The organism is Pseudomonas sp. UBA6699 (genome assembly GCF_002454615.1).
GTDB classification, from domain to species: Bacteria; Pseudomonadota; Gammaproteobacteria; order Pseudomonadales; family Pseudomonadaceae; genus Aquipseudomonas; species Aquipseudomonas juntendi.
Genome location: NZ_DKJF01000069.1, coordinates 1 through 24,561 on the forward strand (window position 1 = coordinate 1; position 24,561 = coordinate 24,561).

The 24,561-nt window shown below is 63.6% G+C and carries 25 protein-coding genes; 13 read left to right on the top strand and 12 right to left on the bottom strand.

Going from position 1 to position 24,561, the window contains the following annotated elements; all coding sequences use genetic code 11:
• Positions 1-99: 99 nt before the first annotated feature.
• From B3361_RS13140 to arsC, 3 genes are read right to left on the bottom strand one after another with little or no spacing between them, the layout of a single operon-like run.
• Positions 100-513, bottom strand: coding sequence for a DUF2069 domain-containing protein (locus B3361_RS13140; protein WP_029887454.1), 414 nt, complete (start codon positions 511-513; stop codon positions 100-102).
• A complete protein-coding gene (wrbA, locus tag B3361_RS13145) occupies positions 506-1,111 on the bottom strand; it encodes an NAD(P)H:quinone oxidoreductase (RefSeq protein WP_029887453.1) in 606 nt (201 codons plus the stop codon). The genes B3361_RS13140 and wrbA overlap by 8 nt, the downstream gene beginning before the upstream one ends.
• Entirely contained in the window at positions 1,108-1,461 is a 354-nt protein-coding gene (gene arsC / locus B3361_RS13150; RefSeq protein WP_154211880.1) for an arsenate reductase (glutaredoxin), read from the bottom strand. The genes wrbA and arsC overlap by 4 nt, the downstream gene beginning before the upstream one ends.
• Positions 1,462-1,546: 85 nt before the next feature.
• On the opposite strand from arsC, the gene B3361_RS13155 reads away from it, so the two are divergent.
• Positions 1,547-2,011 carry a TlpA disulfide reductase family protein gene (locus tag B3361_RS13155; RefSeq protein WP_009684283.1) on the top strand — a complete coding sequence of 155 codons (465 nt, stop codon included), beginning with the start codon at positions 1,547-1,549 and terminating at the stop codon, positions 2,009-2,011.
• A gap of 174 nt (positions 2,012-2,185) precedes the next feature.
• Here the strand turns inward: B3361_RS13155 and B3361_RS13160 are convergent, their stop codons facing one another.
• From B3361_RS13160 to B3361_RS13175, 4 genes are read right to left on the bottom strand one after another with little or no spacing between them, the layout of a single operon-like run.
• Entirely contained in the window at positions 2,186-2,590 is a 405-nt protein-coding gene (locus B3361_RS13160; RefSeq protein ID WP_009684284.1) for an META domain-containing protein, read from the bottom strand.
• A complete protein-coding gene (locus B3361_RS13165; protein ID WP_054890453.1) occupies positions 2,587-3,024 on the bottom strand; it encodes a hypothetical protein in 438 nt (145 codons plus the stop codon). The genes B3361_RS13160 and B3361_RS13165 overlap by 4 nt, the downstream gene beginning before the upstream one ends.
• A gap of 31 nt (positions 3,025-3,055) precedes the next feature.
• Positions 3,056-4,045 carry a 2-hydroxyacid dehydrogenase gene (locus tag B3361_RS13170; RefSeq protein WP_029887451.1) on the bottom strand — a complete coding sequence of 330 codons (990 nt, stop codon included), beginning with the start codon at positions 4,043-4,045 and terminating at the stop codon, positions 3,056-3,058.
• A gap of 50 nt (positions 4,046-4,095) precedes the next feature.
• Positions 4,096-6,849, bottom strand: a complete 2,754-nt coding sequence (locus B3361_RS13175; RefSeq protein WP_054881989.1) for a response regulator — start codon at positions 6,847-6,849, stop codon at positions 4,096-4,098.
• A 193-nt stretch (positions 6,850-7,042) separates the two neighbouring features.
• Here B3361_RS13175 and B3361_RS13180 point away from each other — a divergent pair, with 193 nt between their 5' ends.
• The 7 genes from B3361_RS13180 to B3361_RS13210 all read left to right on the top strand — a co-directional run bounded on the left by B3361_RS13180 (position 7,043) and on the right by B3361_RS13210 (position 15,333).
• Positions 7,043-7,762 (top strand): response regulator transcription factor, encoded by a 720-nt coding sequence (locus B3361_RS13180; RefSeq protein WP_054890450.1) that lies wholly within the window; start codon positions 7,043-7,045, stop codon positions 7,760-7,762.
• A gap of 1 nt (position 7,763) precedes the next feature.
• Positions 7,764-9,125, top strand: a complete 1,362-nt coding sequence (locus B3361_RS13185; protein ID WP_029887221.1) for a sensor histidine kinase — start codon at positions 7,764-7,766, stop codon at positions 9,123-9,125.
• 87 nt (positions 9,126-9,212) lie between these two features.
• Complete coding sequence (gene cysM / locus B3361_RS13190; RefSeq protein ID WP_029887222.1) at positions 9,213-10,112, top strand: cysteine synthase CysM; 900 nt, start codon at positions 9,213-9,215, stop codon at positions 10,110-10,112.
• Positions 10,113-11,471 carry a 23S rRNA (uracil(1939)-C(5))-methyltransferase RlmD gene (rlmD, locus tag B3361_RS13195; RefSeq protein ID WP_029887223.1) on the top strand — a complete coding sequence of 453 codons (1,359 nt, stop codon included), beginning with the start codon at positions 10,113-10,115 and terminating at the stop codon, positions 11,469-11,471. It begins immediately after the preceding gene.
• 97 nt (positions 11,472-11,568) lie between these two features.
• On the top strand, positions 11,569-13,809 hold the full coding sequence (relA, locus tag B3361_RS13200) for a GTP diphosphokinase (protein WP_009684292.1): 2,241 nt from the start codon (positions 11,569-11,571) through the stop codon (positions 13,807-13,809).
• A 124-nt stretch (positions 13,810-13,933) separates the two neighbouring features.
• On the top strand, positions 13,934-14,767 hold the full coding sequence (mazG, locus tag B3361_RS13205; RefSeq protein ID WP_009684293.1) for a nucleoside triphosphate pyrophosphohydrolase: 834 nt from the start codon (positions 13,934-13,936) through the stop codon (positions 14,765-14,767).
• A gap of 26 nt (positions 14,768-14,793) precedes the next feature.
• Entirely contained in the window at positions 14,794-15,333 is a 540-nt protein-coding gene (locus B3361_RS13210; protein ID WP_054881991.1) for a DUF2058 domain-containing protein, read from the top strand.
• A 45-nt stretch (positions 15,334-15,378) separates the two neighbouring features.
• On the opposite strand, the gene B3361_RS13215 is transcribed toward B3361_RS13210, so the two are convergent.
• From B3361_RS13215 to purM, 4 genes are all read right to left on the bottom strand, one after another.
• On the bottom strand, positions 15,379-15,561 hold the full coding sequence (locus B3361_RS13215) for a hypothetical protein (RefSeq protein ID WP_029886605.1): 183 nt from the start codon (positions 15,559-15,561) through the stop codon (positions 15,379-15,381).
• Positions 15,562-15,766: 205 nt separating this feature from the next.
• Positions 15,767-16,477, bottom strand: coding sequence for a DUF3108 domain-containing protein (locus B3361_RS13220; RefSeq protein WP_029886606.1), 711 nt, complete (start codon positions 16,475-16,477; stop codon positions 15,767-15,769).
• 8 nt (positions 16,478-16,485) lie between these two features.
• Entirely contained in the window at positions 16,486-17,139 is a 654-nt protein-coding gene (purN, locus tag B3361_RS13225; protein WP_029886607.1) for a phosphoribosylglycinamide formyltransferase, read from the bottom strand.
• A complete protein-coding gene (gene purM, locus B3361_RS13230; protein WP_009683953.1) occupies positions 17,139-18,197 on the bottom strand; it encodes a phosphoribosylformylglycinamidine cyclo-ligase in 1,059 nt (352 codons plus the stop codon). Before purM ends, purN begins: the two co-directional genes overlap by 1 nt.
• 321 nt (positions 18,198-18,518) lie before the next feature.
• On the opposite strand from purM, the gene B3361_RS13235 reads away from it, so the two are divergent.
• The 5 genes from B3361_RS13235 (at position 18,519) to B3361_RS13255 (ending at position 23,005) form a co-directional block, all read left to right on the top strand.
• Positions 18,519-19,580, top strand: a complete 1,062-nt coding sequence (locus B3361_RS13235; protein ID WP_286920244.1) for a DUF2066 domain-containing protein — start codon at positions 18,519-18,521, stop codon at positions 19,578-19,580.
• 12 nt (positions 19,581-19,592) lie between these two features.
• Entirely contained in the window at positions 19,593-20,666 is a 1,074-nt protein-coding gene (locus tag B3361_RS13240) for an AI-2E family transporter (protein ID WP_029886609.1), read from the top strand.
• A gap of 187 nt (positions 20,667-20,853) precedes the next feature.
• A complete protein-coding gene (gene hda / locus B3361_RS13245) occupies positions 20,854-21,561 on the top strand; it encodes a DnaA regulatory inactivator Hda (protein ID WP_009683956.1) in 708 nt (235 codons plus the stop codon).
• A 127-nt stretch (positions 21,562-21,688) separates the two neighbouring features.
• Positions 21,689-22,327, top strand: coding sequence for a C40 family peptidase (locus B3361_RS13250; protein WP_009683957.1), 639 nt, complete (start codon positions 21,689-21,691; stop codon positions 22,325-22,327).
• A gap of 141 nt (positions 22,328-22,468) precedes the next feature.
• On the top strand, positions 22,469-23,005 hold the full coding sequence (locus B3361_RS13255; protein WP_029886610.1) for a C40 family peptidase: 537 nt from the start codon (positions 22,469-22,471) through the stop codon (positions 23,003-23,005).
• A gap of 16 nt (positions 23,006-23,021) precedes the next feature.
• Here the strand turns inward: B3361_RS13255 and B3361_RS13260 are convergent, their stop codons facing one another.
• Positions 23,022-24,341 carry a PQQ-dependent sugar dehydrogenase gene (locus tag B3361_RS13260; protein WP_280087004.1) on the bottom strand — a complete coding sequence of 440 codons (1,320 nt, stop codon included), beginning with the start codon at positions 24,339-24,341 and terminating at the stop codon, positions 23,022-23,024.
• Positions 24,342-24,561: the final 220 nt, after the last annotated feature.

Sequence of the window (24,561 nt, forward strand, 5' to 3'; positions counted from 1 at the left end):
AGGAACCATAGAATCTCCCACCTCGACCGCATCAGCCTCAAGCCATGTGCAGACCTGCGCTGGCTTGCCGGCGATTGGGCTGCAAGGCAGCCCCTTGACTCAACTGCCTTCGCCGGCCATGCGCCGCTCATGCTGGAACTTCCAGCGCACATACAGCAGCCCGGCAATGAACAGCCCCAGGCTGACCAGCACTTCAACCCAGCCAAACACCGCCCGCGCCGGGTCGAAGGCTGCCAGCACGCCCTTGATGAAGTAGATATTCACCACGAAGCAGGTCCAGGCATGCGCCCGGGCGCTGCCCAGCAGCATGCCCGGCAGCAGCAATAGCAGCGGCACCAGTTCGATCGCCAGAATCACCTCGACCCGAGCCCCATGCAGGTTGGCGAACCACAGGTTGTTCACCACCAGCAGGGCAATCAGGCCAAAGAAAAATGCCAGGCTAAGCGCCCGCGTCAGGCGCAAGCGCGGTGCCAGCCAAGCCAGCGGCGGCAACACCTTGGGCTTCCTAGCCACGCGCGGCCTCCAGGGCCTTAGCGGTGCTCGCCAGGCGTTGGCCAAGGGCGCGGCACAGGGCGATCTCGTGCGGGTCGAGTTCACGCTTGCCGTCTGCCCCGGCATGGTGGCTGGCGCCATAAGGGGTGCCACCACCGCGGGTTTCCAGCAGTGCCGATTCGCTGTAGGGCAGGCCCATTACCAGCATGCCGTGGTGCATCAGCGGCAGCATCATCGACAGCAGCGTGGTTTCCTGGCCACCGTGCAGGCTGGCGGTAGACGTGAACACACCGGCGGGCTTGCCTACCAGTTCACCGCCCAGCCACAGACTGCTGGTGCCATCGAGGAAGTACTTGAGCGGTGCCGCCATGTTGCCGAAGCGGGTCGGGCTACCCAGCACCAGGCCGGCGCAGTGGCGCAGGTCGTCGAGGGTGGCGTACAGCGCGCCGCTGGCCGGAATGTCCGGGGCCACGGCTTCGCATTCGGTGGAAATCGCCGGCACCGTGCGCAGGCGCGCTTCCATGCCGGCCAGCTCGATGCCGCGGGCGATGTGCCTGGCCATTTCGCTGGTGGCGCCATGGCGGCTGTAGTAAAGCACCAGGATGTAGGGTTGGCTCACGGCAGGATCTCCAGCACTTTTTCCGGTGGGCGACCGATCACCGCCTTGTCACCGGCAACCAGGATCGGCCGCTCGATCAGCTTGGGGTGCTGGACCATGGCCTCGATCAGCTGTGCGTCGGTCAGTGCAGGGTCGGTCAGGTTCAATGCCTTGTATTCATCCTCACCCGTGCGCAGCAGCTGCCGTGGGGCCAGGCCCAGCTTGCCGAGCAAGGTCTTGAGCGTGGCGGCGTCTGGCGGGGTCTCGAGGTAGCGCACGATGACCGGGGTTAGGCCACGGGCTTCGAGCAGTTCCAGCGCGCCGCGGGATTTTGAGCAGCGCGGGTTATGATAGAGCGTGAGGTCAGTCATGTGGGGTCGCATCCAGCTGGTTGTGGCGGCTATTCTAACCGCAGCGACTGACCAGTTTGCTTTAAAACTCGAGAAGGATTGACCCATGGCAAGGCGTCTGGCAGCAGTACTGGCCATCACCGCGAGCCTGATGCTCGGTGGTTGCGGTGCCGATTATGGCGTAGACCAGCACGGCAATACGGTTAAGGCCGAACAGATCGACGGGCACTGGCTGGTGCTCAATTACTGGGCGGAATGGTGCGGCCCGTGCCGCACTGAAATCCCGGAACTCAATACCGCGGCCAAGCAGTGGGCGGCCGAGGGTATCAAGGTGGTGGGGGTGAATTTCGATGGTTTGCAGGGCCAGGACCTGAAGCAGGCCGCCGAAACCCTGGGCATCGGGTTCACCGTACTGGCCCAGGACCCGGCCGAGCGCTATGACCTGCCGCGCAGCGAGGCGTTGCCGGTAACCTACATCATCGATGACAAGGGCAAGGTGCGTGAGCAGTTGCTGGGCGAACAGACCCTCGAAGGGCTGCAGGCCAGGATCAAGGCCCTGAAGCAGGGGTGACAAGCGACAAGAGACAAGCTACAAGCTACAAGCTACAAGCTACAAGCTACAAGCTACAAGCTACAAGCTACAAGAAAAGCAGACCGGTGCTAGGATCTGCTTTTTCTTGAAGCTTGAAGCTTGAAGCTTGAAGCTTGAAGCTTGCAGCTTGCAGCTTGCAGCTTGCAGCTGCGCTCAGCCTTCTTCAGGCCAGAAGCGCAGCGGCTTGCCCTCGGCCGGCCAGAAGCGCAGTTGCTCGATGGGCGACACATCCCAGCGCTGCACCGTTTCCAGCGCCTGCAGGAAGCGTTTTTCCTGCTCCATCAGCGCCGGCGCACACAGCTTGCGGGTCTTGCCGACCTTGCCGAAGCTCAGATGCTCGCCGTCCAGCGTGTAGGGCGCAAACCAGTGGTTGCACCCGGCATTGCCATAGGCACGGCCATCACTGGCCAAGGTCAGGGTCAGGTGGCTGTAGTCGATCAACGGGCGCTCACCAATCCACTCCAGCACATAGCTGCGCTCCTGCTGCAACTTCAAAGGTTGTGCAGCGCAGCCGAGCAGGCCGGTGGCAATCAGCGCGCCGGTCAGCAGATTCTTCACTCGGCGCTCTCCTGGCAACGCGGGCACACATGCTTGTCGCCACGGCTGGCCCAGCCCAGCTCGGCGATACGTGCGCTGGCAGCAGGCTGGCGGGCTTGCTTGCCCAGCTTGGCGTCTACGGCGAACTCGAAGTCCAGGGCGGCGTCACAGTGGTCGCACTCAACCTTCCAGTTGAGGATTTCCAGCGCGTTGAACACCGGGCCACTGGCCACGGCAACCCACTGGCCGCGCGGGTTGATCAGGTGGCGCACGCTCTCCACGGTCAGGCGCATGGCCAGGTCCTTGCTGCCTTTGAGGGTCACCAGCAGGGTATCGCCTTTGTGCATCGAACCGCCGTTGCCAGTGACCTGATAGCGGCCTGGCACCAGGGCGCGGCACTCGATCAGGGTGTGTTGCGGGTTGAAAAGGGTATAGCGGAAATCGTGCTCGACCATGGGTCCTCCAGAAATGCCGCGTATCCTAGCATTAACCCATGACCAGATTCTGTGGATTGCCTGCCGCCCAGCAGTTGATGTTGTCCAGCGTGGTAGTGGCGATCGCAGCCAGCGCCTCGCGGGTCAGGAACGCCTGATGTGCGGTGATGATGACATTGGGAAAGGTCAGCAGGCGTGCCAGCACATCGTCTTGCAGCGGCTGGTCGGAGCGGTCCTCGAAGAACAGCTGGGCTTCCTCTTCATAGACATCCAGCCCCAGGTAGCCGAGCTGGCCGCTTTTCAGCGCGTCGATCAGTGCCGGGGTGTCGACCAGTGCGCCGCGGCCGGTGTTGATCAGCATGGCGCCATGCTGGACTTCAGCCAGGCTCCGGGCGTTGATCAGGTGTCGGGTATGTTCGGTCAACGGGCAGTGCAGGCTGATGATGCGCGCTTCGCGTAGCAGTTCGGGCAGTGGCAGGTAGCGCGCGCCGAGGGCCAGCAGTTCCGGGTTGGGGTAGGGGTCGTAGGCCAGCAACTGGCAGCCGAAACCGGCCATGATGCGGGCGAAGGCTGCGCCGATCTGGCCGGTACCCACGACTCCAACCGTTTTACCATGCAGGTCGAAGCCGGTCAGGCCATGCAGAGTAAAGTCCCCTTCACGGGTGCGGTTGTAGGCCCGGTGCAGGCGCCGGTTGAGCGCCAGGATCAGCGCCACGGCGTGCTCCGCCACCGCGTGCGGTGAGTAGGCGGGTACGCGCACCACGGCCAGGCCCAGGCGTTGCGCAGCGGCCAGGTCGACGTGGTTGTAGCCGGCCGAACGCAGGGCGATCAGGCGCGTGCCGCCGTCGGCCAGGCGCTGCAGCACCGGGGCGTCCAGTTCGTCATTGATGAAGGCGCAGACAACCTCGTAGCCGTCGGCCAGCGCTGCGGTGTCGAGGCTCAGGCGGGCAGGCTGGAAATGCAGCTCCAGGGGGTTACCGCTGGCGGCTCGGGTGAAGCTTTCCTGGTCGTAATGCTGGCTGCTGAACACTAGCGCGCGCATGGTCAGGGTTCCTTTGTCGGGCGTGTCCGGGGTAGCTGTTGGCAGTGAGTTCAAGCGCTCGACCGCGCCTGGGCTGCCAGGCGGCTGATCGCCGCATCCAGTTCATCCAGTGCCTGCTGGGCCTGCGGGCTGTCCTGCTTGAGCAAGGTTTCACTGCGCTGGCACGCCGCGCGCAACTGCGGCACGCCGCAATAGCGTGAAGCCCCGTTCAGGCGGTGTACCTGTTCGATCAGGCCCTCATGGTCATTGGCCAGGCGCGCGGCGCGGATGGCTTCGCGGTCGGCCTCCAGCGAGGCCAGCAGCATGTTCAGCATATCGGCGGCAAGGTCCGCTTTTCCGGCTGCCAGGCGTAGGCCTTCTTGCGGATCGAGCACCTTGAGTTCATCGCCGTTGCCGGTGGGTTCAGCCGGCGCCTGCTGCGGCGTGCCCAGGCTGAGACCGGTCCATTTCATCACCACCTGTGCCAGTTGCCGTTCACTGATCGGCTTGGTCAGGTAGTCATCCATGCCGCCGTGCAGCAATGCGCGTTTCTCGTTGGCCATGGCATGGGCGGTGAGGGCGACGATCGGCAATGGGTTGCCACTTTGGGTGTTTTCCCAGCGGCGAATCTGTTCGGTACAGGCGCGGCCGTCCATGCCGGGCATCTGCACATCCATCAGCACCAGGTCGAAGGGTTCCTGCTGCACGGCCTGCAGTGCCGCATAGCCATTGTCGACCGCCAGTACTTCGGCACCCAGGTCCTCGAGCAGCGTCTGCACCAGCAGCAAATTCGCAGGGTTGTCGTCGACACACAGTATTTTCGGCCGCCGCGGGCCGTTGCGGCTGTTCACCTCGCCCTGCAGGCGGCGGGGCTGGACCAGCTCCAGCAGCAGCCGGCGCAATTTGCGCGTGCAGGTAGGCTTGGACAGCAACTGGCCATGGCCATTGGGCAGGAAGGGGTGGTACAGCGCCTGCTCGGTGGTCGGGCACAGCACCACGCACTGGCAATGGTAGCGTTCGAGCTGTTGATGGTAGCGGCCCAGTTGTTCTGGCGACAGGTTGCCCAGGTTGGCGCCCAGCACCGCCAGCTCGAATGGCTGCCCGGCCTGGCTGGCGGCCTGCACGGCTTGCAGCAACTGGTCGTAGGTGGCGAACAGGCTGACACTCAGGCCACAGTCTTGCAGTTGGTGCTCCAGGGCCTGCCGGGCCAGTTCATGGTTATCGACGATGGCGGCACGGCGACCCAGCAGCGCTTGCAGCGGTAGTTCCTCGATATCGTCGTGCGCCTTGGGCAGGTTCAGGCTGATCCAGAACTGCGAGCCCTCGCCCGGGGTGCTGTCGACGCCGATTTCGCCACCCATCTGCTCGATCAGGCGCTTGGAAATCACCAGGCCCAGGCCGGTACCACCTGGCTGCCGGGCCAGCGAGTTATCGGCCTGGCTGAAAGCCTGGAACAGTGTACGCACATCCTGCGGTGACAGGCCGATGCCGGTATCCTGCACGCTGATGCGCAGTTGGGCATGATCCTCATGCTCATCGTCGAGCATGGCGCGCACGACAATGGTGCCCTCGCGGGTGAACTTGATGGCGTTGCTGACCAGGTTGGTGAGGATTTGCTTGAGCCGCAGCGGGTCACCGACCAGCGACGTGGGCGTGTCGCGGTAGACCAGGCTGAGCAGTTCCAGCTGCTTGGCATGGGCGGCCGGGGCCAGAATGGTCAGGGTGTCCTGGATCAGGTCGCGCAGGTTGAACGGGATGCTGTCCAGCACCAGCTTGCCGGCCTCGATCTTGGAGAAATCGAGAATTTCGTTGATGATGCCCAGCAGGTTGTCGGCCGACTTTTCGATGGTGCTCAGGTAGTCCAGCTGGCGCGGGGTCATCTCGCTTTTCTGCAGCAGGTGGGTAAAGCCGAGAATGCCGTTGAGCGGGGTGCGGATCTCATGGCTCATGTTGGCCAGGAACTCCGACTTGATGCGGCTGGCCTCCAGTGCCTCCTTGCGCGCCATGTCCAGCTCGATGTTCTGGATTTCGATGGTTTCCAGGTTCTGGCGCACGTCTTCGGTGGCCTGGTCGATGCTGTGCTGCAGTTCTTCATGGGCGTTGTGCAGGGTTTCGGCCATGCGGTTGATGCCGCGCGCCAGTTCGTCCAGCTCATGGCTGCCCATGGTCGGCAGGCGCTCTTCGAGGTGGCCGTCCTTGAGCTGGTTGACCGCGTGCTTGATACGTTCGATGGGGTCGTTGATCGAGCGGCTCATGCGCAATGCCAGCAGGCCGCTGAGCACCAGGCAGGCGAGGATCAGCAACAGGCTGGTGAACAGGTTGCGGTAGCCGCGCAGCAGGGTGCCATCGTGGGACAGCTCGATCTCGACCCAGCCCAGCAGCCGCTCGGCTTCGGCAGGCACGGCCTCGGTGGCCAGGTCCCGGTGGTGGCCGAACACGGGCATCAGGTAGCGGGTGGCGTCATTGCCGCTGCGCTGCAGCAACTGGGTGCCGGTGCCGCCGCTGGGTGGCTGGTTGAGCATGCTCGGCCCGGCATGGGCCAGGCGCGTGCGGTCCGGCGCCAGGAAGGCAACCGAGCGCACGTCGCTCTGCTCCAGGGTTTGCGCGGCGATGCGCTCCAGCTGCGCAGGCGCCAACCGGGCCATGGCCGGCGCGGCCAGCGGCGCCAGCTGTTCGGCGATCATCTTGCCGCGCTGCAGTAACTGGGTGCGCAGGTCGTTTTGTTGCAGCCAGGTGAAATAACTGCCCAGCACCAGCGCCATCAGGCCTGCCGGTAACAGTGCCAGCAGCAGGACCCGGCTGCGGATTCCCAAACGATCGAGCACACTCGCCTCCTGTGATGTGCCTGGCCACCGTCAGTGGGTGACGGCCAAGACGCGACGTTACTCTGCCTGGCACGCCATTGCATCTGTTTAGTCGGTGTTTTGCGCCGATCCTGCGGCACGGGTCGTATCGCGGTTGCCTGGCAGGGCGCACATACACAATAATCGCGTAATTGAGAATGCATGGCAGTTGCCAATGAGTCCTGTAGCTATTCACAACTCCAGTGTCCTCGCCATCGAGGACGACCCGGTGCTGGGCGCCTACCTGCATGAAGAGCTGCAGCGCGGTGGCTTCCACGTCACCTGGTGCCGCAGTGGCCTGGAGGGCCTGGAAACGGCAGGCCGCCAGGTCTTCGACGTGGTGCTCATGGATATTCTGCTGCCTGGGTTGAATGGTCTGGATGCGCTGGCCCAGTTGCGCCAGCGCAGTACCACACCGGTGATTCTGATGTCGGCGCTGGGCGCCGAGGCAGACCGCATCAGCGGCTTTCAGCGCGGGGCCGACGACTACCTGCCCAAACCCTTCAGCATGGCTGAGCTGCAAGTGCGCATTGAAGCGATCCTGCGCCGTGTAGCGCTCGAACGCCGCTACCAGGCGCCGCAGCCGCCGGCAGAGGCGGGCGCGCTGCACTTCGACGAGGGCCTGTGCGATGTGCGCCTTGATGGCCGTCTGGCCGGGCTGACCCCCAGCGAGTTTCGCCTGCTCGACACCCTTTACCGCAACCAGGAGGAAGTGCTGAGCAAGGCGTTCCTGTACCAGCAGGTGTTGCAACGCGGCTATTCGCGGCACGACCGCAGCCTGGACATGCATGTCAGCCAGATCCGCCGCAAGCTCAAGGGCATCGGTTATCAGGGGTTGCAGATCCGCACCGTATGGGGCAAGGGCTACGTGTTCGGCGTGGGTGAGGCGCAATAGCATGCTCGACCGCCATTCGCTGTTCTGGAAACTGGCCATCCTGCTGGTCGGCTTCTGCCTGCTGATGATCGGCCTCAGCTACACCTGGGGCCAGCGCATGGAGCTGCAGAACGCCTTCTTGTCGGAGCCGGCGCGCCAGACCTTGCGCGGCTATGCCAGCGAGGCCGAGCAGGCCTGGCGCAGCGGTGGTCGGGCCGGGCTGGACCAGTGGGTGGCGGCGATGCACCAGCGTGAACATGGCTGGGTGGGTGTGCTCGATATCAACCTGAAACCGCTCGACAGCGCGGCCCTCAACCCGCAGATCATGCAGCGGCTGACCCGCCTGCGTGGGGTCGACTGGCCGATGAGCCGGCGCAGCGTCGAGCAGCCGTGGCTACGCATCCCGTTCCCCGGTGCGCCCGAGCAGGGCATGCTGGTGATCGAACTGCCCAAGCGCTTCAACCCGGACCAGCACCGCGTGCTGTGGCGCATCATCACCAACGGCATCATCCCGGGCCTGTTCACCTTGCTGCTGTGCGTGGGCCTGTACCGCATGCTGATCGTGCCGTTGAACCAACTGCGCGAGCAGGCCCGGGCCTGGCGTGCCGACCAGCTTTCGGCTCGCCTTGATTCGCGGCTCATCGCCCGGCACGACGAGCTGGGGGAACTGGCCCGCGCCTTCGACCAGATGGCCGAGCGGCTACAGGGCACCGTCACCCTGCAACAACAGCTGCTGCGCGACTTGTCCCATGAAATGCGCACCCCCCTGAGCCGTTTGCGCGTGGCTTGCGATGGGGAAACCGATCTGCAACGCCTGCGCGAGCGCCTTGGTCGGGAACTGGACGGCATGCAGCAACTGGTCGAGGCAACCCTGCAACTGGCCTGGCAGGACGCCGAGCGTGCGCCGATGAACCTGGAGCCGATCGAGGTTCAGGCCTTGTGGGACCTGCTGGCCGAGAATGCCTGCTATGAAAGTGGCTGGGCGCCCACGCGGCTGCGTTGCGAGGTACCAGACGGTTGCTGGGTGCAGGGTAACCTCAACCACTTGGCCCAGGCGCTGGAGAACCTGCTGCGCAATGCCATTCGGTATTCGCCGGCCGACGGTGTCGTGCGCTTGGGTGGGCAGCGCGAAGGTGGCTACTGGTGCCTGTGGCTGGAAGACGAGGGCGGTGGCGTGGGCGACGATGAGCTGGAGCGGATTTTCGCGCCGTTCTTGCGCCTGGAAGGTTCGCGGCCCGGCATGGGTGGCTTTGGCCTGGGGCTGAGCATTGCCCGCAGCGCCATCCAGCGCCAGGGTGGCACGCTGTGGGCACAGAACGGCAAGCGCGGGTTACGCCTGTGCATGAGGTTGCTGGTGCAGCAGCCCCCATCATATAGCCTGTAGCTATATCCACTACAGATTGCGTGATATGGCGGGGAAGGGTTTGCCGGTATGATAGGCGCCCCTGCCGTCCGGATTGTGAAATACACCATGACCTTGCAGTACCCAACCATCGCCGATTGCGTCGGCAATACGCCACTGGTTCGCCTGCAGCGCATTGCTGGCCAAACCAGCAATACCCTCCTGCTCAAGCTCGAAGGTAACAATCCCGCCGGCTCGGTGAAGGACCGCCCGGCCCTGTCGATGATCACCCGCGCCGAACTGCGTGGCCAGATCAAGCCCGGTGACACCCTGATCGAAGCCACCTCCGGCAACACCGGCATCGCCTTGGCGATGGCGGCGGCGATCAAGGGCTACAAGATGATCCTGATCATGCCGGACAACTCCACCGCTGAGCGCAAGGCGGCCATGACCGCCTACGGCGCCGAGCTGATTCTGGTGACCAAGGAAGAGGGCATGGAAGGTGCCCGCGACTTGGCCGACAAGCTGCAGCGTGAAGGCCGCGGCCTGGTGCTGGACCAGTTCGCCAACGGTGACAACCCGGTGGCCCACTACAACAGCACCGGCCCGGAAATCTGGCAGCAGACACAGGGCAGCGTCACCCATTTCGTCAGCTCCATGGGGACCACCGGCACCATCATGGGCTGCTCGCAGTACCTCAAGGAGCAAAACCCGGCCGTGCAGATCATCGGCCTGCAACCGATGGAAGGTTCGGCCATCCCGGGTATCCGCCGTTGGCCGCAGGAGTACCTGCCAAAGATCTTCGACGCCACGCGCGTAGACCGCGTGGTCGACATGTCGCAGCAGGAAGCCGAAGACACCACCCGCCGCCTTGCCCGCGAAGAGGGCATTTTCTGCGGCGTGTCTTCCGGTGGTGCGGTTGCCGCCATGCTGCGCCTGTCCCGTGAGGTTGAGCATGCAGTAATGGTGGCGATCATTTGCGACCGCGGTGACCGTTACCTGTCCACCGGCCTGTTCGATCCCAGCTAAATGACCAAGAAAAAAACCAGCAGCGGCCTGCGCTTCCAGCCGGCCGGCGGTAGCCGCAGCCCCCAGGTCCCCGTGGGCAAGAAGCAGCGCCTGGACATCGAGCGCCTGGCCGGCGACGGCCGCGGCATTGCCTTCCATGAAGGGCGTACCTGGTTCGTCAGTGGCGCCCTGGCCGGTGAGGCCGTGGAAGCGCGGGTGCTCAATGCACGCGGCAAGGTGGTCGAGGCCCGCCTGGAGCGTGTGCTGCAGGCCAGCCCCGAGCGCCGTGAAGCGCCCTGTCGGCACTATAGCCGCTGTGGTGGCTGCACCCTGCAGCACCTGCCGCACGAGGCGCAACTGGCGTTGAAGCAGCGGACCTTGGCCGAACAACTGCAACGGGTGGCCGGTGTGCAGCCCGACGCCTGGGCGCCGCCGCTCAGCGGGCCGGCGTTCGGCTACCGGCGCCGTGCTCGCGTGGCAGTGCGCTGGGACGTCAAGGCGCGCCAGCTGCAGGTCGGCTTCCGTGCCGAAGCCAGCCAGGACATCATCGCCATCGACGATTGCCCGGTGCTGGTACAGCCCTTGCAGTCGATTCTGCGCCACCTGCCGACCGTGCTGCGTTCGCTGGAAAAACCGCAGGCCCTGGGCCATGTGGAGCTGTTCAGCGGCTCTGCCGAAGCGCTGCTGGTGCGCCATGTGGCGCCATTGCCGGCGCAGGACCTGGCCCGGTTGCAGGCGTTCTGCGAGCAGGCCAACGCGCAGTTATGGCTGCAAGGCGAAGGTGAACCGGCGCCCGTCGAACCTGCGGCGCCATTGGGCTTTGCCCTGGCGCCGTGGCAGCTTGAGCTGGCCTGGCGCCCTGGCGACTTCGTGCAGGTCAACGCCCAGGTCAATACGGCGATGATCGAGCAGGCGCTGGCCTGGCTTGCGCCGCAGGCCGATGAGCGGGTGCTCGACCTGTTCTGCGGCCTGGGCAACTTCGCCCTGCCGCTGGCACGCCAGGCGCGTGAAGTGGTGGCAGTGGAAGGTGTGCAAGCCATGGTCGATCGGGCCGCGGCCAACGCCAGAAACAACAATGTGCATAACGCACGGTTTTTTCAGGCCGATTTATCGCAGCCATTGGCCGGCACCGGATGGGCCGCCGAGGGCTTTTCTGCGGTACTCTTGGACCCACCGCGCGACGGTGCTTACGAGGTGGTGCAAGGCATCGCCCGCCTCAAGGCCAGCAGGCTGGTCTATGTATCGTGCAACCCGGCCACACTGGCGCGAGACGCCCAGGTGCTGGCCGGCCAGGGGTACCGGTTAACACGGGCCGGGATTCTCGACATGTTTCCTCAAACGGCGCATGTCGAGGCCATGGCGTTATTCGAAGCGGGCTAGCTGACTGGCCCCTTGGTGCGGCCGCCACGGAAGGGTGGCTGTACGGTGATCGCCAGCGCCGCCGTGAGTGCAGCGCTGTATGGAAAGGTAAAACAAGATGGTACAGGTGAGAGTGCACCAGCCGGTCAACACGGACGGCAGTATCAATCTCGATGCATGGCTGGATCATGTGGTAAGTGTCGATTCGGCACTGGATCGCGCAGCGCTGAAAGAAGCCTGCGAGTTTGCTCACGAGGTCGAAAAAAAGGGCAACCCCGCCAAGCATTCCTGGGCGGACGGCACGTCCAGCTTTCAGGCAGGGCTGGAAATTGCCGAAATCCTCGCCGACCTCAAGCTCGACCAGGATTCGCTGGTGGCCGCGGTCATCTACCGGTCGGTGCGCGAGGGGAAGGTCACGCTGGCCGAGGTCAGCCAGCGCTTTGGGCCGGTGGTCTCGAAGCTGATCGACGGCGTGCTGCGCATGGCCGCCATCAGCGCCAGCCTCAGCCCGCGGCAGTCGCTGGTGTTGGGCTCGCAGGCGCAGGTCGAAAACCTGCGCAAGATGCTTGTGGCCATGGTCGACGACGTACGCGTGGCGCTGATCAAGCTGGCCGAGCGGACCTGCGCCATCCGTGCGGTCAAGGCGGCCGACGATGAGAAACGCCTGCGCGTCGCGCGTGAGGTGTTCGACATCTATGCGCCGTTGGCGCACCGCCTGGGTATCGGCCATATCAAGTGGGAGCTGGAGGACTTGTCCTTCCGCTACCTGGAGCCCGAGCAGTACAAACAGATCGCCAAGTTGCTGCACGAGCGCCGGCTGGACCGCGAACGGTTCATCAGCGACGTGATGAACCAGCTGCAGAACGAACTGCTGGCCACCGGGGTGAAAGCCGACATCAGCGGCCGGGCAAAACACATTTATTCGATCTGGCGCAAGATGAAGCGCAAAGGCCTGGAATTCAGCCAGATCTACGATGTGCGCGCAGTGCGTGTGCTGGTGCCGGAAATTCGCGACTGCTATACCGCACTGGGCATCGTCCACACCTTGTGGCGGCACATCCCCAAAGAGTTCGACGACTACATCGCCAACCCCAAGGAGAACGGCTATCGCTCGTTGCACACGGCGGTAATCGGGCCTGAGGGCAAGGTGCTGGAAGTGCAGATCCGTACCCACGGCATGCACGAGGAAGCCGAGCTTGGCGTGTGCGCCCACTGGCGCTACAAAGGCACCGACGTCAAGCCAAGCTCCAACCACTACGAAGAAAAGATCTCCTGGCTGCGCCAGGTGCTGGAATGGCACGAAGAGCTGGGCGACATCGGTGGCCTGGCCGAGCAACTGCGGGTCGACATCGAGCCGGACCGGGTTTATGTGTTTACCCCGGACGGGCATGCCATCGACCTGCCCAAGGGTGCGACACCGCTGGACTTCGCCTACCGCGTGCACACCGAAATCGGCCACAACTGCCGCGGCGCCAAGATCAACGGCCGGATCGTGCCGCTGAACTACAGCCTGCAGACGGGCGAGCAGGTCGAGATCATCACCAGCAAGCACGGCAACCCGAGCCGTGACTGGTTGAACTCGAACCTGGGCTATGTCACCACGTCGCGGGCCCGGGCCAAGATCGTGCACTGGTTCAAGCTGCAGGCGCGCGACCAGAACGTGGCCGCCGGCAAGACCTTGCTCGAACGGGAGCTCAGCCGCCTGGGCCTGCCGCAGGTGGACTTCGAGCGCCTGGCGGAGAAAACCAACGTCAAGACCGCCGAAGACATGTTCGCTTCGCTCGGTGCTGGCGACCTGCGCCTGGCGCACCTGGTCAACGCTGCCCAGCAGTTGCTGGAGCCCGAGCGCATCGAGCAGATCGAACTGGTGCCGCGCAAGCCTGCCGGGCCGCGTTCCGGCAAGCGTGGCGACATCCAGATCCAGGGGGTTGGCAACCTGCTGACGCAGATGGCCGGCTGCTGCCAGCCACTGCCGGGCGATGCCATCGTCGGTTACATCACGCAAGGCCGTGGCGTGAGCATTCACCGCCAGGATTGCGCATCGGTGCTGCAACTGGCAGGCAAGGAACCGGAGCGCATGATCCAGGTGAGCTGGGGGCCGATACCGGTGCAGACCTACCCGGTCGACATCGTCATCCGTGCCTACGACCGCCCGGGGTTGCTGCGCGATGTGTCGCAGGTGCTACTGAACGAGAAGATCAACGTGCTGGCGGTGAACACCCGCTCGAACAAGGAAGACAACACCGCGCTGATGTCACTGACCATCGAAATTCCAGGCCTGGACGCGCTGGGGCGGTTGTTGGGGCGCATCTCGCAGTTGCCGAACATCATCGAGACGCGGCGTAACCGTACCCCTTGAGACCGCGGCGCCTGCTTCGCGGGCTTGCCCGCTCCCACAGGTACGGTGCAGTTTTCGAAACCTGCATCCACCCTGTGGCAGCGGGCAAGCCCGCGATGAAGCCACCACCGAAGGACCTGCCTGAATGACCTACACCCTCGAAGACCTGCTGCACCTCATGGCCCGCCTGCGCGACCCGCAGTACGGTTGCCCATGGGACCTGCAGCAGAACTACGCGAGCATCGTCCCGCATACCCTCGAAGAGGCCTACGAAGTCGCCGACACCATCGAGCGCGGTGACTTCGAGCACCTGCAAGGTGAGCTGGGCGACTTGCTGTTCCAGGTGGTCTACTACAGCCAGCTGGCCAGGGAGGAGGGGCGTTTCGAGTTCGATGGCGTGGTCGACAGCATCACCCGCAAGCTCATTCGGCGCCACCCGCATGTGTTCCCCACGGGTGAGCTGTATGCGCCGCTGGACACCCCCCGCTTGAGCGAGGCCCAGGTCAAGTCGCGCTGGGAAGAAATCAAGGCCCAGGAACGGGCGGAAAAAAGCCTGCCTGAGCAGTTGTCCCTGCTCGACGACGTACCCACGACCTTGCCGGCGCTGTCGCGGGCGGCCAAACTGCAAAAGCGTGCGGCCACGGTCGGCTTCGACTGGCCTGCAGCGCTGCCGGTGCTGGACAAGGTCCGTGAAGAACTGGACGAAGTGCTACAGGCCATGGCCGATGGCGATGCCGATGCGCTCGAAGATGAGGTCGGTGACCTGCTGTTCGCGGCCGTGAACCTGGCGCGCCACCTCAAGCAAGATCCGGAACATGCCCTGCGCCGCGCCAATCGCAAGTTCGAGCGGCGTTTCCGCTTTATCGAACAGGCATTGCGCGACAGCGGTCGCCCTATTGAAGCGTGTAACCTTGACGAGCTGGACGCCCTGTGGGGCGAAGCCAAGCGTCAGGAAAAGAACCTGCCCAGCTGCGGCTGAGCTGTTGCATAAGTGAGTGAACATTCATGAGCCTTTCCCTTCGCGACCAATTGCTCAAAGCCGGTCTGGTCAACCAGAAACAGGTCTCGCAGACCAACAAAGCTGAAAAGAAACAGAAGCGCATGGAGCACAAAGGCCAGGTCGACGTCGACGACAGCCAGCAGCGTCTGGCCAAGGAAGCCATGGCGGAAAAGGTCAAGCGCGACCAGGAGCTGAACCGCCAGCAGCAGGAAAAGGCGGAGCAGAAGGCCCGTGCCGCACAGATCAAGCAACTGATCGAAGCCACGCGCCTGCCCAAGCTGAGCACAGAGGACTATTACAACTTCGTTGACGACAAGAAGGTCAAGCGTATCGCCGTCAACGCGCTGATGCGTACCAAGCTGAGCAACGGTTCGTTGGCGGTGGTGGCCCATGCCGGCGGTTACGAGGTGATCCCGCGCGAAGCAGCGGTGAAGATCCAGGAACGCGACCCCAGCCGTATCCTGTTGCTGAACACCCATGTTGAGGAAGCGGACGAAGATGACCCGTACGCGGCCTACAAGATCCCTGACGATCTGATGTGGTAAAAACGAAAAACCCCGCTTCGGCGGGGTTTTTCATGACGAATGGGGTCATTGCGTGGTGCGCTGGTTTTCCAGGTTCTCGAGCTCTGCCCGGTACTGGTGGGCCTCGTGTTCATTGTGGAACATGCCGACCAGTTGACCTTGCTGGTGCACATCCCAGATGCGTACGCCAGCGGCCACGCCTTCGTGGGACATTTTCGATTCGTCGCGTTCGGTTACTTGGACTGTCATCGTTAAACTCCACTTCTTGAGAGGGCTGCGACACTCTGTCGCACACCTTCTTTATAGGGTTTGTTAGCAGCCTAAGTAAATAAAATGGGCATGAAACAAGTTTCATGAAGGCCGAACGCGGTCAAAAAATGTGGGAACGGCCTTGTGCAGGCACAAAAAAGCCCCGCACTAGGCGGGGCTATCGGATGTCACTGGCAACGCGGGCTCAGTTACCCTTCACCGGCTTGCCATCGACCGTACCATCCTGCAGTACGATCACATACTCCTTGCCATCGGTCTCCACTTGGCGCAGTTGCACCAGCAGGTAGTCCCAGTTCTTGGCAAACCACAGCTCGGTGATACGCTTGCTCTGGCTTGGGTCGCGCACGCGCTCGACCTTCACCGCATCGACCTGGCCGGTCTTGGTGGTGACTTTTTCAGTGCCCAGCACGCGGAAGTCGTAATTGTCGATCTCGTCGCCATCGACTACCTGGTAAGTCATGCTCTTCTTGCCTGCCGCCACGTCATGCTGCAAGGCCAGCTGGTAGGAAGACTTGTCCAGTACCCCGCGGTTGAGCGGCAGGGTAATGGCGTCGCCCCGGTCGCTACCGGTGATTTTCTTGGTGTTCCAGTCGAAGTTCAGGTCGACCTTCTTGGCCTTGCCCAGGCCACCACGCTCAAAGTGGTACTTCTGTGGCAGCAGGGTGTCGTTTTCCAGGCGCAGGGTGCTTTGCTCGGTCAGGCTGGCGATCATCATGGAAGCCTTGAAGTTAAGGTCCCAGGTACCGTTGGCATTTTTGACCAGGCTGCGCTCGGCGGTGCCGCTCATGGGCAGCTGCTTCCAGTCGGCGGTGTAGCTGGCCGAGAAGGGCTTCAGATCAGCTGCCTGGAGCGGCAGGGCGAGCACGGCAAGAGCCAAGAGCAGGGCACGACGCATAGTTTCTCCTAGGATCGAATCAAGTGACCGCTGGCCGCCAGCGGCTGGCCGTCCAGTAATGCACCCTGTTCAGCAAGGCGCAAGCGGCCTTCGGCAAACCAGCGCACTGCCAGCGGGTAGATCAGGTGTTCCTGCTGGTGAACCCGCTGGGCCAGGCTTTCGACGGTGTCGTCTGGCGCCACCGGCACTACTGCCTGTACGACCAGTGGGCCGCCATCGAGTTCCTCAGTCACGAAGTGTACGCTGCAGCCATGCTCGGCGTCGCCTGCCTCCAGCGCCCGGCGGTGGGTATGCAGGCCTTTGTACTTGGGCAGCAACGACGGGTGGATGTTGAGCAGGCGGCCCTGATAGTGGCGCACGAAGTCGCCACTGAGGATGCGCATGAACCCGGCCAGCACTACCAAGTCCGGGGCAAAGCCGTCGATGCGCGCCATCAGCGCTGCATCGAAGGCTTCACGGCCGTCGAACCGGGTGTGGTCAAGCACGGCGCTTTCAATGCCGGCGGCTGCGGCGCGTTGCAGGCCGAAGGCATCGGCGCGGTTGGAGACCACCGCACGAATGCGCACCGGGCTGTCCTGGCCTTGGCAACTGTCGATCATGGCTTGCAGGTTGCTGCCGGAACCCGACAGCAGTACCACTACATTGCAGGTCTTGCTCGGCATCAGTGTGCCTTGAGGTTCTGCAGCTCGACCTGGGCGGCGCCTTCGGCGGCTTCGGCGATGTGGCCGATGACCCATGGCTGTTCACCGGCGGCGCGCAGTTCGTTCAGGGCCGCTTCGACCTGGTCCTGGGCCACGCAGATGACCATGCCAACGCCACAGTTCAGCACGCGGTGCATTTCGTGCTCGTCGACGTTGCCTTTTTCCTGCAGGAAGTCGAACACCGCCGGGCGCTGCCAGCTGGCCACGTCTACCACGGCCTGGGCGTTTTTCGGCAGTACGCGCGGGATGTTGTCGAGCAGGCCGCCACCGGTGATGTGGGCCATGGCTTTGACTGCGCCAGTGTTCTTGATCAGCTGCAGCAGCGGCTTGACGTAGATGCGGGTCGGGGCCATCAGCAGGTCGGTCAGCGGGGTGCCGCCCAGCTGGGTGTTCTCGATGTCGGTGGCCGACACTTCGAGGATCTTGCGGATCAGCGAGTAGCCGTTGGAGTGCGGGCCGGAGGACGGCAGGGCGATCAGTGCATCGCCGGTGGCAACCTTGGAACCGTCGATGATGTCGGCCTTTTCCACCACGCCCACGCAGAAACCGGCCAGGTCGTAGTCTTCGCCTTCGTACATGCCCGGCATTTCGGCGGTTTCACCACCGACCAGCGAGCAGCCGGCCAGTTCGCAACCGGCACCGATGCCGGTGACCACGGTGGCAGCCACGTCGACATTGAGCTTGCCGGTGGCGTAGTAGTCGAGGAAGAACAGCGGCTCGGCGCCGCACACCACCAGGTCGTTGACGCACATGGCGACCAGGTCCTGGCCGATGCTGTCATGCTTGTTCAGGTTCAGCGCCAGGCGCAGCTTGGTGCCGACGCCGTCGGTGCCGGAGACCAGCACCGGCTGCTTGTAGCCGGCCGGGATCTCGCAAAGGGCGCCGAAGCCGCCCAGGCCACCCATGACTTCAGGGCGTGCGGTGCGTTTTGCCACGCCCTTGATGCGTTCGACCAGTGCTTCGCCGGCGTCGATGTCTACACCGGCGTCCTTGTAGCTCAGGGAGGGTTGCTTGCTCATTGATCCAGGCCTTTAGGAGGGAGGGATTCTTAAAAACGACCATGGCGGCCAAGGCCGGCGGGTGAGCGACGGCTGCCTGAAACGTCAGTGGTCTGTGAAGGCGCGCGATTTTATCAGGGTTGCCGGGCAGCGGCCATCCTCAGGCCGACGGGCAGGCCGGTAAATTGCTGAAAAATGGCCCGGGGTGGTTGATGGGGTTGCATATGTATAAGCTGCAACCAGCGAGCCTCAGGCCGTAAGAAAATGCAGCGCCGCGTTGGCGCTGCATTAAGCTTGTAGCGTGAAGCTCACGGCTTGAAGCACGACTGGACGGAATCCTCGATGCGCTTGATCTCTATTCTGGCAGCCGGTTGCCTGGCCCTTGTGTCGGCCGCCGCCATTGCTGAAAACGTCTCCGACCTTTACCAGGTGCACGAACCGCTTGCGGGGCAGGGCGCCGAAGCGCGTACAGCCGCTACCGGCAAGGCCCTCGAAACCCTCATCCTGCGCCTGACCGGTGACCCCAAGGCGGTGCAAAGCCCAGGGTTGGCGGGCCTGCGCAAAGACCCGCAGCAAATCATCAACCAGGTCGGCACCGAGGCGGGCCCGCCGGAATCGGTTGTGGTCGAGTTCGACCCGGGCAGTACTGAGCGCGCACTGCGCAAGGCTGGCCTGGCCTTGTGGGGGAGCAACCGGCCGTCGATCCTCAGCTGGTGGCTCAATGACAGTGTCGAAGGCAGCAGCCTGGTCGGTGATGGCCAGCCCAGTGCCCAGCCACTGCGGCGTGCCGCCCAGCACCGCGGTTTGCCGCTGCGCCTGCCGCTGGCCGACCTGCAGGAGCAATTGGTGGCCAATGCCAAGCAACTCGAAGGCAGCGACCCGGCGCCGCTGCGCGAGGCCGCCGAGCGTTACGGCGCCGACGCCATGCTGGCGGTGCATGCCCAGGAAGCCGATGGCAAGTGGCAAGGTAAATGGCAACTGTGGCTGGGTGACCAGCGCGAGCAGGGCACTGCCGAGGGCACCGACCAGGCCGCACTGGCTGATGCCGTGATGCTGGCGGTGGGCAACCGCCTTGCACCGCGTTATGTCACCCGGCCGGGGGCCAGCAGCCAGTTGCAGGTGCAGGTGCAGGGGATGAACCTGCAGCGCTACGCCGAGTTGGCTCGGGTGCTGGAACCCTATGGCCCACGCTTGCAGTTGGCTGATGGCACCACCCTGACCTACGGCGTGACCGGCAACCGTGAGCAATTGCGTGCCCAGCTGGGCCTGGCCAAGTTGCAGGAGCTGCCGGTGGAACAAACCGCCGCAGTACCGGCCACGCCGGTGCCTACGGGTGGCCAGGCCCCGGCTACCGAGCCTCAACCTACACCCCCGCCGTTCGACGGCCTGCGTTTTCGTTGGTAAGGAGTACTGACATTGACTGACCTGCGTCGCTGGATCTGGCTCGGCGCCATACTACTGGTTGTCGTGCTGCTCTATAGCTTGCACAACATTCTCACGCCCTTTCTGATCGGTATTCTGCTGGCCTACCTGGCCGACCCGCTGGTTGATTGGCTGGAGCGCCGCGGGCTGTCGCGGACATGGGGTGTGGTGGTGGTGTTCGCGCTGTTCACCTTGCTGTTCATGGCGTTGTTGCTGGTGCTGGTGCCGATGCTGGCCAAGCAGCTGGTGCGCTTGTACGAGCTGGCGCCGCAGATGCTTGACTGGTTGCAGCACGTGGCCTTGCCGTGGGTGCAGCAGCGGCTTGGCCTGGCCGATGGTTTCTGGAAGTTCGACAAGATCAAGTCGGCTATCAGCGAGCACATGGGCCAGACCACCGACATTGTCGGGGTGGTGTTGTCGCAGGCGACCGCTTCGAGCCTGGCGCTGATCGCCTGGCTGGCCAACATGGTGATGATTCCGGTCGTGGGCTTCTACCTGCTGCGGGACTGGGACCTGATGATGGCCAAACTGCGCAGCCTGTTGCCCCGCCAACACGAACCCCAGATAGTCGGCCTGGCTGGCGAGTGCCATGAAGTACTGGGGGCCTTCGTTCGCGGGCAGCTGCTGGTGATGGTGGCGTTGGGCATCATCTATTCGGTGGGGCTGATGCTGGTGGGCCTGGAACTGGGCCTGCTGATCGGCATGCTCGCCGGCCTGGCGGCCATCGTGCCGTACATGGGTTTCATCATCGGCATCGGCGCGGCGCTGGTGGCCGGGCTGTTCCAGTTTGGCGGCGACCTGTACCCGATGCTGGGCATTGTCGCGGTGTTCGTCATCGGGCAGGCACTGGAAGGCATGGTGCTGACTCCGTTGCTGGTGGGTGACCGCATCGGCTTGCACCCGGTGGCGGTGATCTTCGCCATCCTCGCGGGGGGCGAGCTGTTCGGTTTTACCGGGGTATTGCTGGCGTTGCCGGTGGCGGCGGTGATCATGGTGCTGCTGCGGCATGTGCATGATCTTTATAAAGAGTCGGACATGTATGCCGGGGAGGTCGACCCAGAGCTGTAACCCCAGCCACCGCGTCGCGGCTTCATGAGGGGCGCTCCTGGCGTGGCGCAGTGTCGGGCGTTGCAGCGCAACCTGTTGATTTTGCTTGCGCTATCGGTTGCCGCGATTGTGCGCCCCGCGTTGCGGGTATAGACTTTGCAGATTGTTCACCTAAGGCCCCCTGCGGTCTCATCGACTGCCCGCGAGCATGAAACCACCGATCCAGTTGCCCCTGGGTGTGCGCCTGCGCGATGACGCCACCTTCATCAACTACTATCCGGGCGCCAATGCTGCGGCATTGGGCTACGTCGAGCGGTTGTGCGAAGCCGACGCCGGCTGGACCGAAAGCCTTATCTACCTGTGGGGCAAGCAGGGTGTCGGCCGCAGCCACCTGCTGCAGGCCGCCACGCACCGTTTCCAGCAGCGCGGTGAGCCCGCGGTCTACCTGCCACTGGCGCAACTGCTCGAGCGTGGCGTAGGGCTGCTCGACTACCTGGCGCAGTATGAACTGGTCTGCATAGACGATCTGCATGTGATCGCCGGCAAGCCAGACTGGGAAGAGGCCATGTTCCACCTGTTCAACCGCCTGCGTGACAGCGGCCGACGCCTGTTGCTGGCCGCTTCGGCATCACCGCGCGAATTGCCGGTGAAATTGCCGGACCTGAAGTCGCGGCTGACCCTGGCCCTGGTGTTCCAGATGCGTGGCCTGTCCGATGAAGACAAGCTGCGTGCGCTACAACTGCGTGCCTCGCGCCGCGGCCTGCACCTCACCGACGAAGTCGGGCATTTCATCCTTACCCGCGGTGCACGCAGCATGAGTGCGCTGTTCGACCTGCTCGAGCGCCTCGACCAGGCATCGCTGCAGGCCCAACGCAAGCTCACCATCCCTTTCCTCAAGGAAACCCTCGGCTGGTAACCCCCTGAAATCCTTGGGCCAGAGCAGCAAAACGAAAAAGTCACATCTTTTTCGATAAAATTTGCAAATGGCCATGATAGAGGGCATAGTTTCCCCCTTCTAAAGGATTACAGACACGGTCGTGCCCATGCTGAAGCGCTTTGCACCCCTCGTGCCACTCGCACTCGTGACCCTGCTTTTTGGCTGCGCGGCCCAAGGCCCGGTTTCCCAGCCCCAGGATCACACCCCTGTCGCCGCTCAGGCGGCAGTTAAAACCCAAGCCTCGCCTTCGTCGGTATTCGGCGAACCGGAAGAGCTGGCTACCGAAGATGACCTGGCGTCGTTCTCCAGCAGCAAGCCTTACCAGCTGCCGGTTCTGGCCGACAGCATCCTGGAACGCGGCATGTCGTTGATCGGCACCCGTTATCGCTTCGGCGGTACCTCGGAAAAGTCCGGCTTCGACTGTAGTGGCTTCATCGGCTACCTGTTCCGCGAAGAGGCGGGCATGACCCTGCCGCGCTCCACGCGTGAAATGATCAACGTCGATGCCCCGAAAGTGGCGCGCAATAAACTCAAGCCAGGTGACCTGCTGTTCTTCAGCACCAATGGCCGCGGTCGCGTCAGCCATGCCGGCATCTACCTGGGTGACAACCAGTTCATCCACTCCAGCAGCCGCCGCAGCGGTGGCGTGCGCATCGACAGCCTCGGTGACCGCTACTGGAGCAAGACCTTCATTGAAGCCAAGCGCGCCTTGGCCATGGCGCCGACCAACATCGCGCGCAACTGATGGCAAAATGCTGTACCCTGCCACGGCGGCGGTGCTTTTGAAAAAAAGCTCGCCGCCGTGCGCATTTACAGAAAGCGTCTAATCTAATTTCTCAACTCTTTTCAGCTGCGGCGCAGCGGTCTCAGACAGGAAGTTATGGCCATGGCAACGATGGCGCGCTTCGCATTCTTCTCCTTGGCAACCTTGCTGGCTGCCTGTTCCAGCCGTGCCCCAGCGCCGGCCCCTGTGATAAAACCCCAGGTCACCTCCTATAGCCAGGCCAGCCCTTCGCCGGTTGCCGATGACGTGTTGATTCGCGCCATTGGTCTGGTGGGCACGCCCTACCGCTGGGGTGGCAATACGCCGGATTCCGGCTTCGATTGCAGCGGCCTGATCAAGTACGTTTACCGGGATGCCGCCGGCATCAGCCTGCCGCGCTCGACGCGGGAGATGATCGTCATGCGGGCGCCCACCGTAAACCTCAACGCGTTGCAGTCCGGTGACCTGGTGTTCTTCGCTACTAGTGGCGGCTCGCAAGTCAGCCATGCAGGTATCTACGTAGGTGATGGGCGCTTTGTGCATGCCCCTTCCACGGGTGGCACCGTGCGCTTGGACTACCTGTCCAACAGCTACTGGGCCAAAGCCTACCTGCAGGCCAAGCGGGTGATTCCACAAGGGCACCTGGCGCAGAACCCCTGATAGCAGGGGATCGGGGCTACGGCGCGGTGGCGGCTGACTTGCTCACCCGCCAGACCACGTTGCCCACATCGTCTGCCACCAGCACCGCTCCGCGTCCGTCGTTGATGACACCGACCGGGCGCCCCTTGGCCTGGCCCTGTTCATCCAGGAAGCCGCTCAGCAGGTCCACCGGGCTGCCTGCAGGTTTGCCTGCGCGGTCGAACGGCACGAAAATGACCTTGTAGCCACTGTGAGGCTTGCGGTTCCAAGAGCCATGTTGCCCGACGAACGCGCCGCGCTGGAATGGCGCAGGCAGCGCGCCCGGTTCGGCGAACGCCAGCCCCAGCGAGGCGGTGTGCGGCCCCACGGCATAATCGGGGACCAGCGCCTGGGCTACCTTTTGCGGCGCGGGCGGTTGCACACGGCTGTCCACATGCTGGCCGTAGTAACTGTAGGGCCAGCCATAAAAGCCGCCGTCCTTCACGGAGGTGATGTAATCGGGCACCAGGTCGCTGCCGATTTCGTCGCGTTCATTGACGGCAGTCCACAGGCTGCCGGTGTTCGGCTCCCAGGCCAGGCCGTTGGGGTTGCGCAGCCCGGTGGCGAACAACCGGTGCTGGCCGTTGGCCGGGTTCACTTCCCAGATCGCTGCCCGCCCTTGTTCCTTGTCCATTCCGTTCTCGGCGACATTGCTGTTTGAACCGACTGTCACGTAAAGGTGTTTGCCGTCGGGGCTGGCGATCACGTTCTTGGTCCAGTGGTGGTTCAGCGGGCCGCCGGGTAGCGCGGTTACCACCTGGCCTTTGTCGGTGATGTGGGTTGCGCCGCTTTGGTAATGAAAGCGCAGCAGCTTGTCGGTGTCGGCGACGTAGAGGTCATCGCCTATCAAGGCCATGCCGAACGGTGAGTTCAGCCCCTCGATGAACGGCACCTGGGTTTCTGCCGAACCATCGTGATCGGCATCGCGCAGTAAGGTGATGCGGTTGGCGCTGGGTACGCCAGCCCCTGCACGCGCCATGACCTTTTTCATGGCCCAGCCGCGCAGGCCCTTGGCGTCATCCGGCTTGGGTGGGGCATTGGTCTCGGCCACGAGAACGTCGCCGTTTGGCAGCAGGTACAGCCAGCGGGGGTGGTCGAGGCCGCTGGCGAACGCGTTCACCTGAAGGCCGGGGGCTGCCGTGGGTTTTGCATGTTCCGGCCAGCCTACTGCTGGGGCGATGTTCACGGTGGGCAGGGGCGTGCGTACGGGGGCGGGTAGCTGGGGGGAAGGGCCGGTGCCGTCGTTTACACTCAGCAGGGCGGTGTCGCCGCAGGCGGTCAGGCTGGTGGCCAGCAGCCATAGTATGAGGTGTTTCATGGGCGGCGTTCTCCGCAGCGGGCTCATGAGGGTGAGAGGTCGGCCGGGCTTGCAGGGTTCCCGATGGTTTATCGCGGCCTCTGCTACGCGGACGAATACCTATGCGTCGCCTACGCGAACGAATACCCATGCGGTGTAAACGCCCACACCTTTGCAGCGCTTGAAATCCTGAGCGCTGGTTTTGATAGCGCGAAAACTTCAGCTGCGATAGCGACGCGTA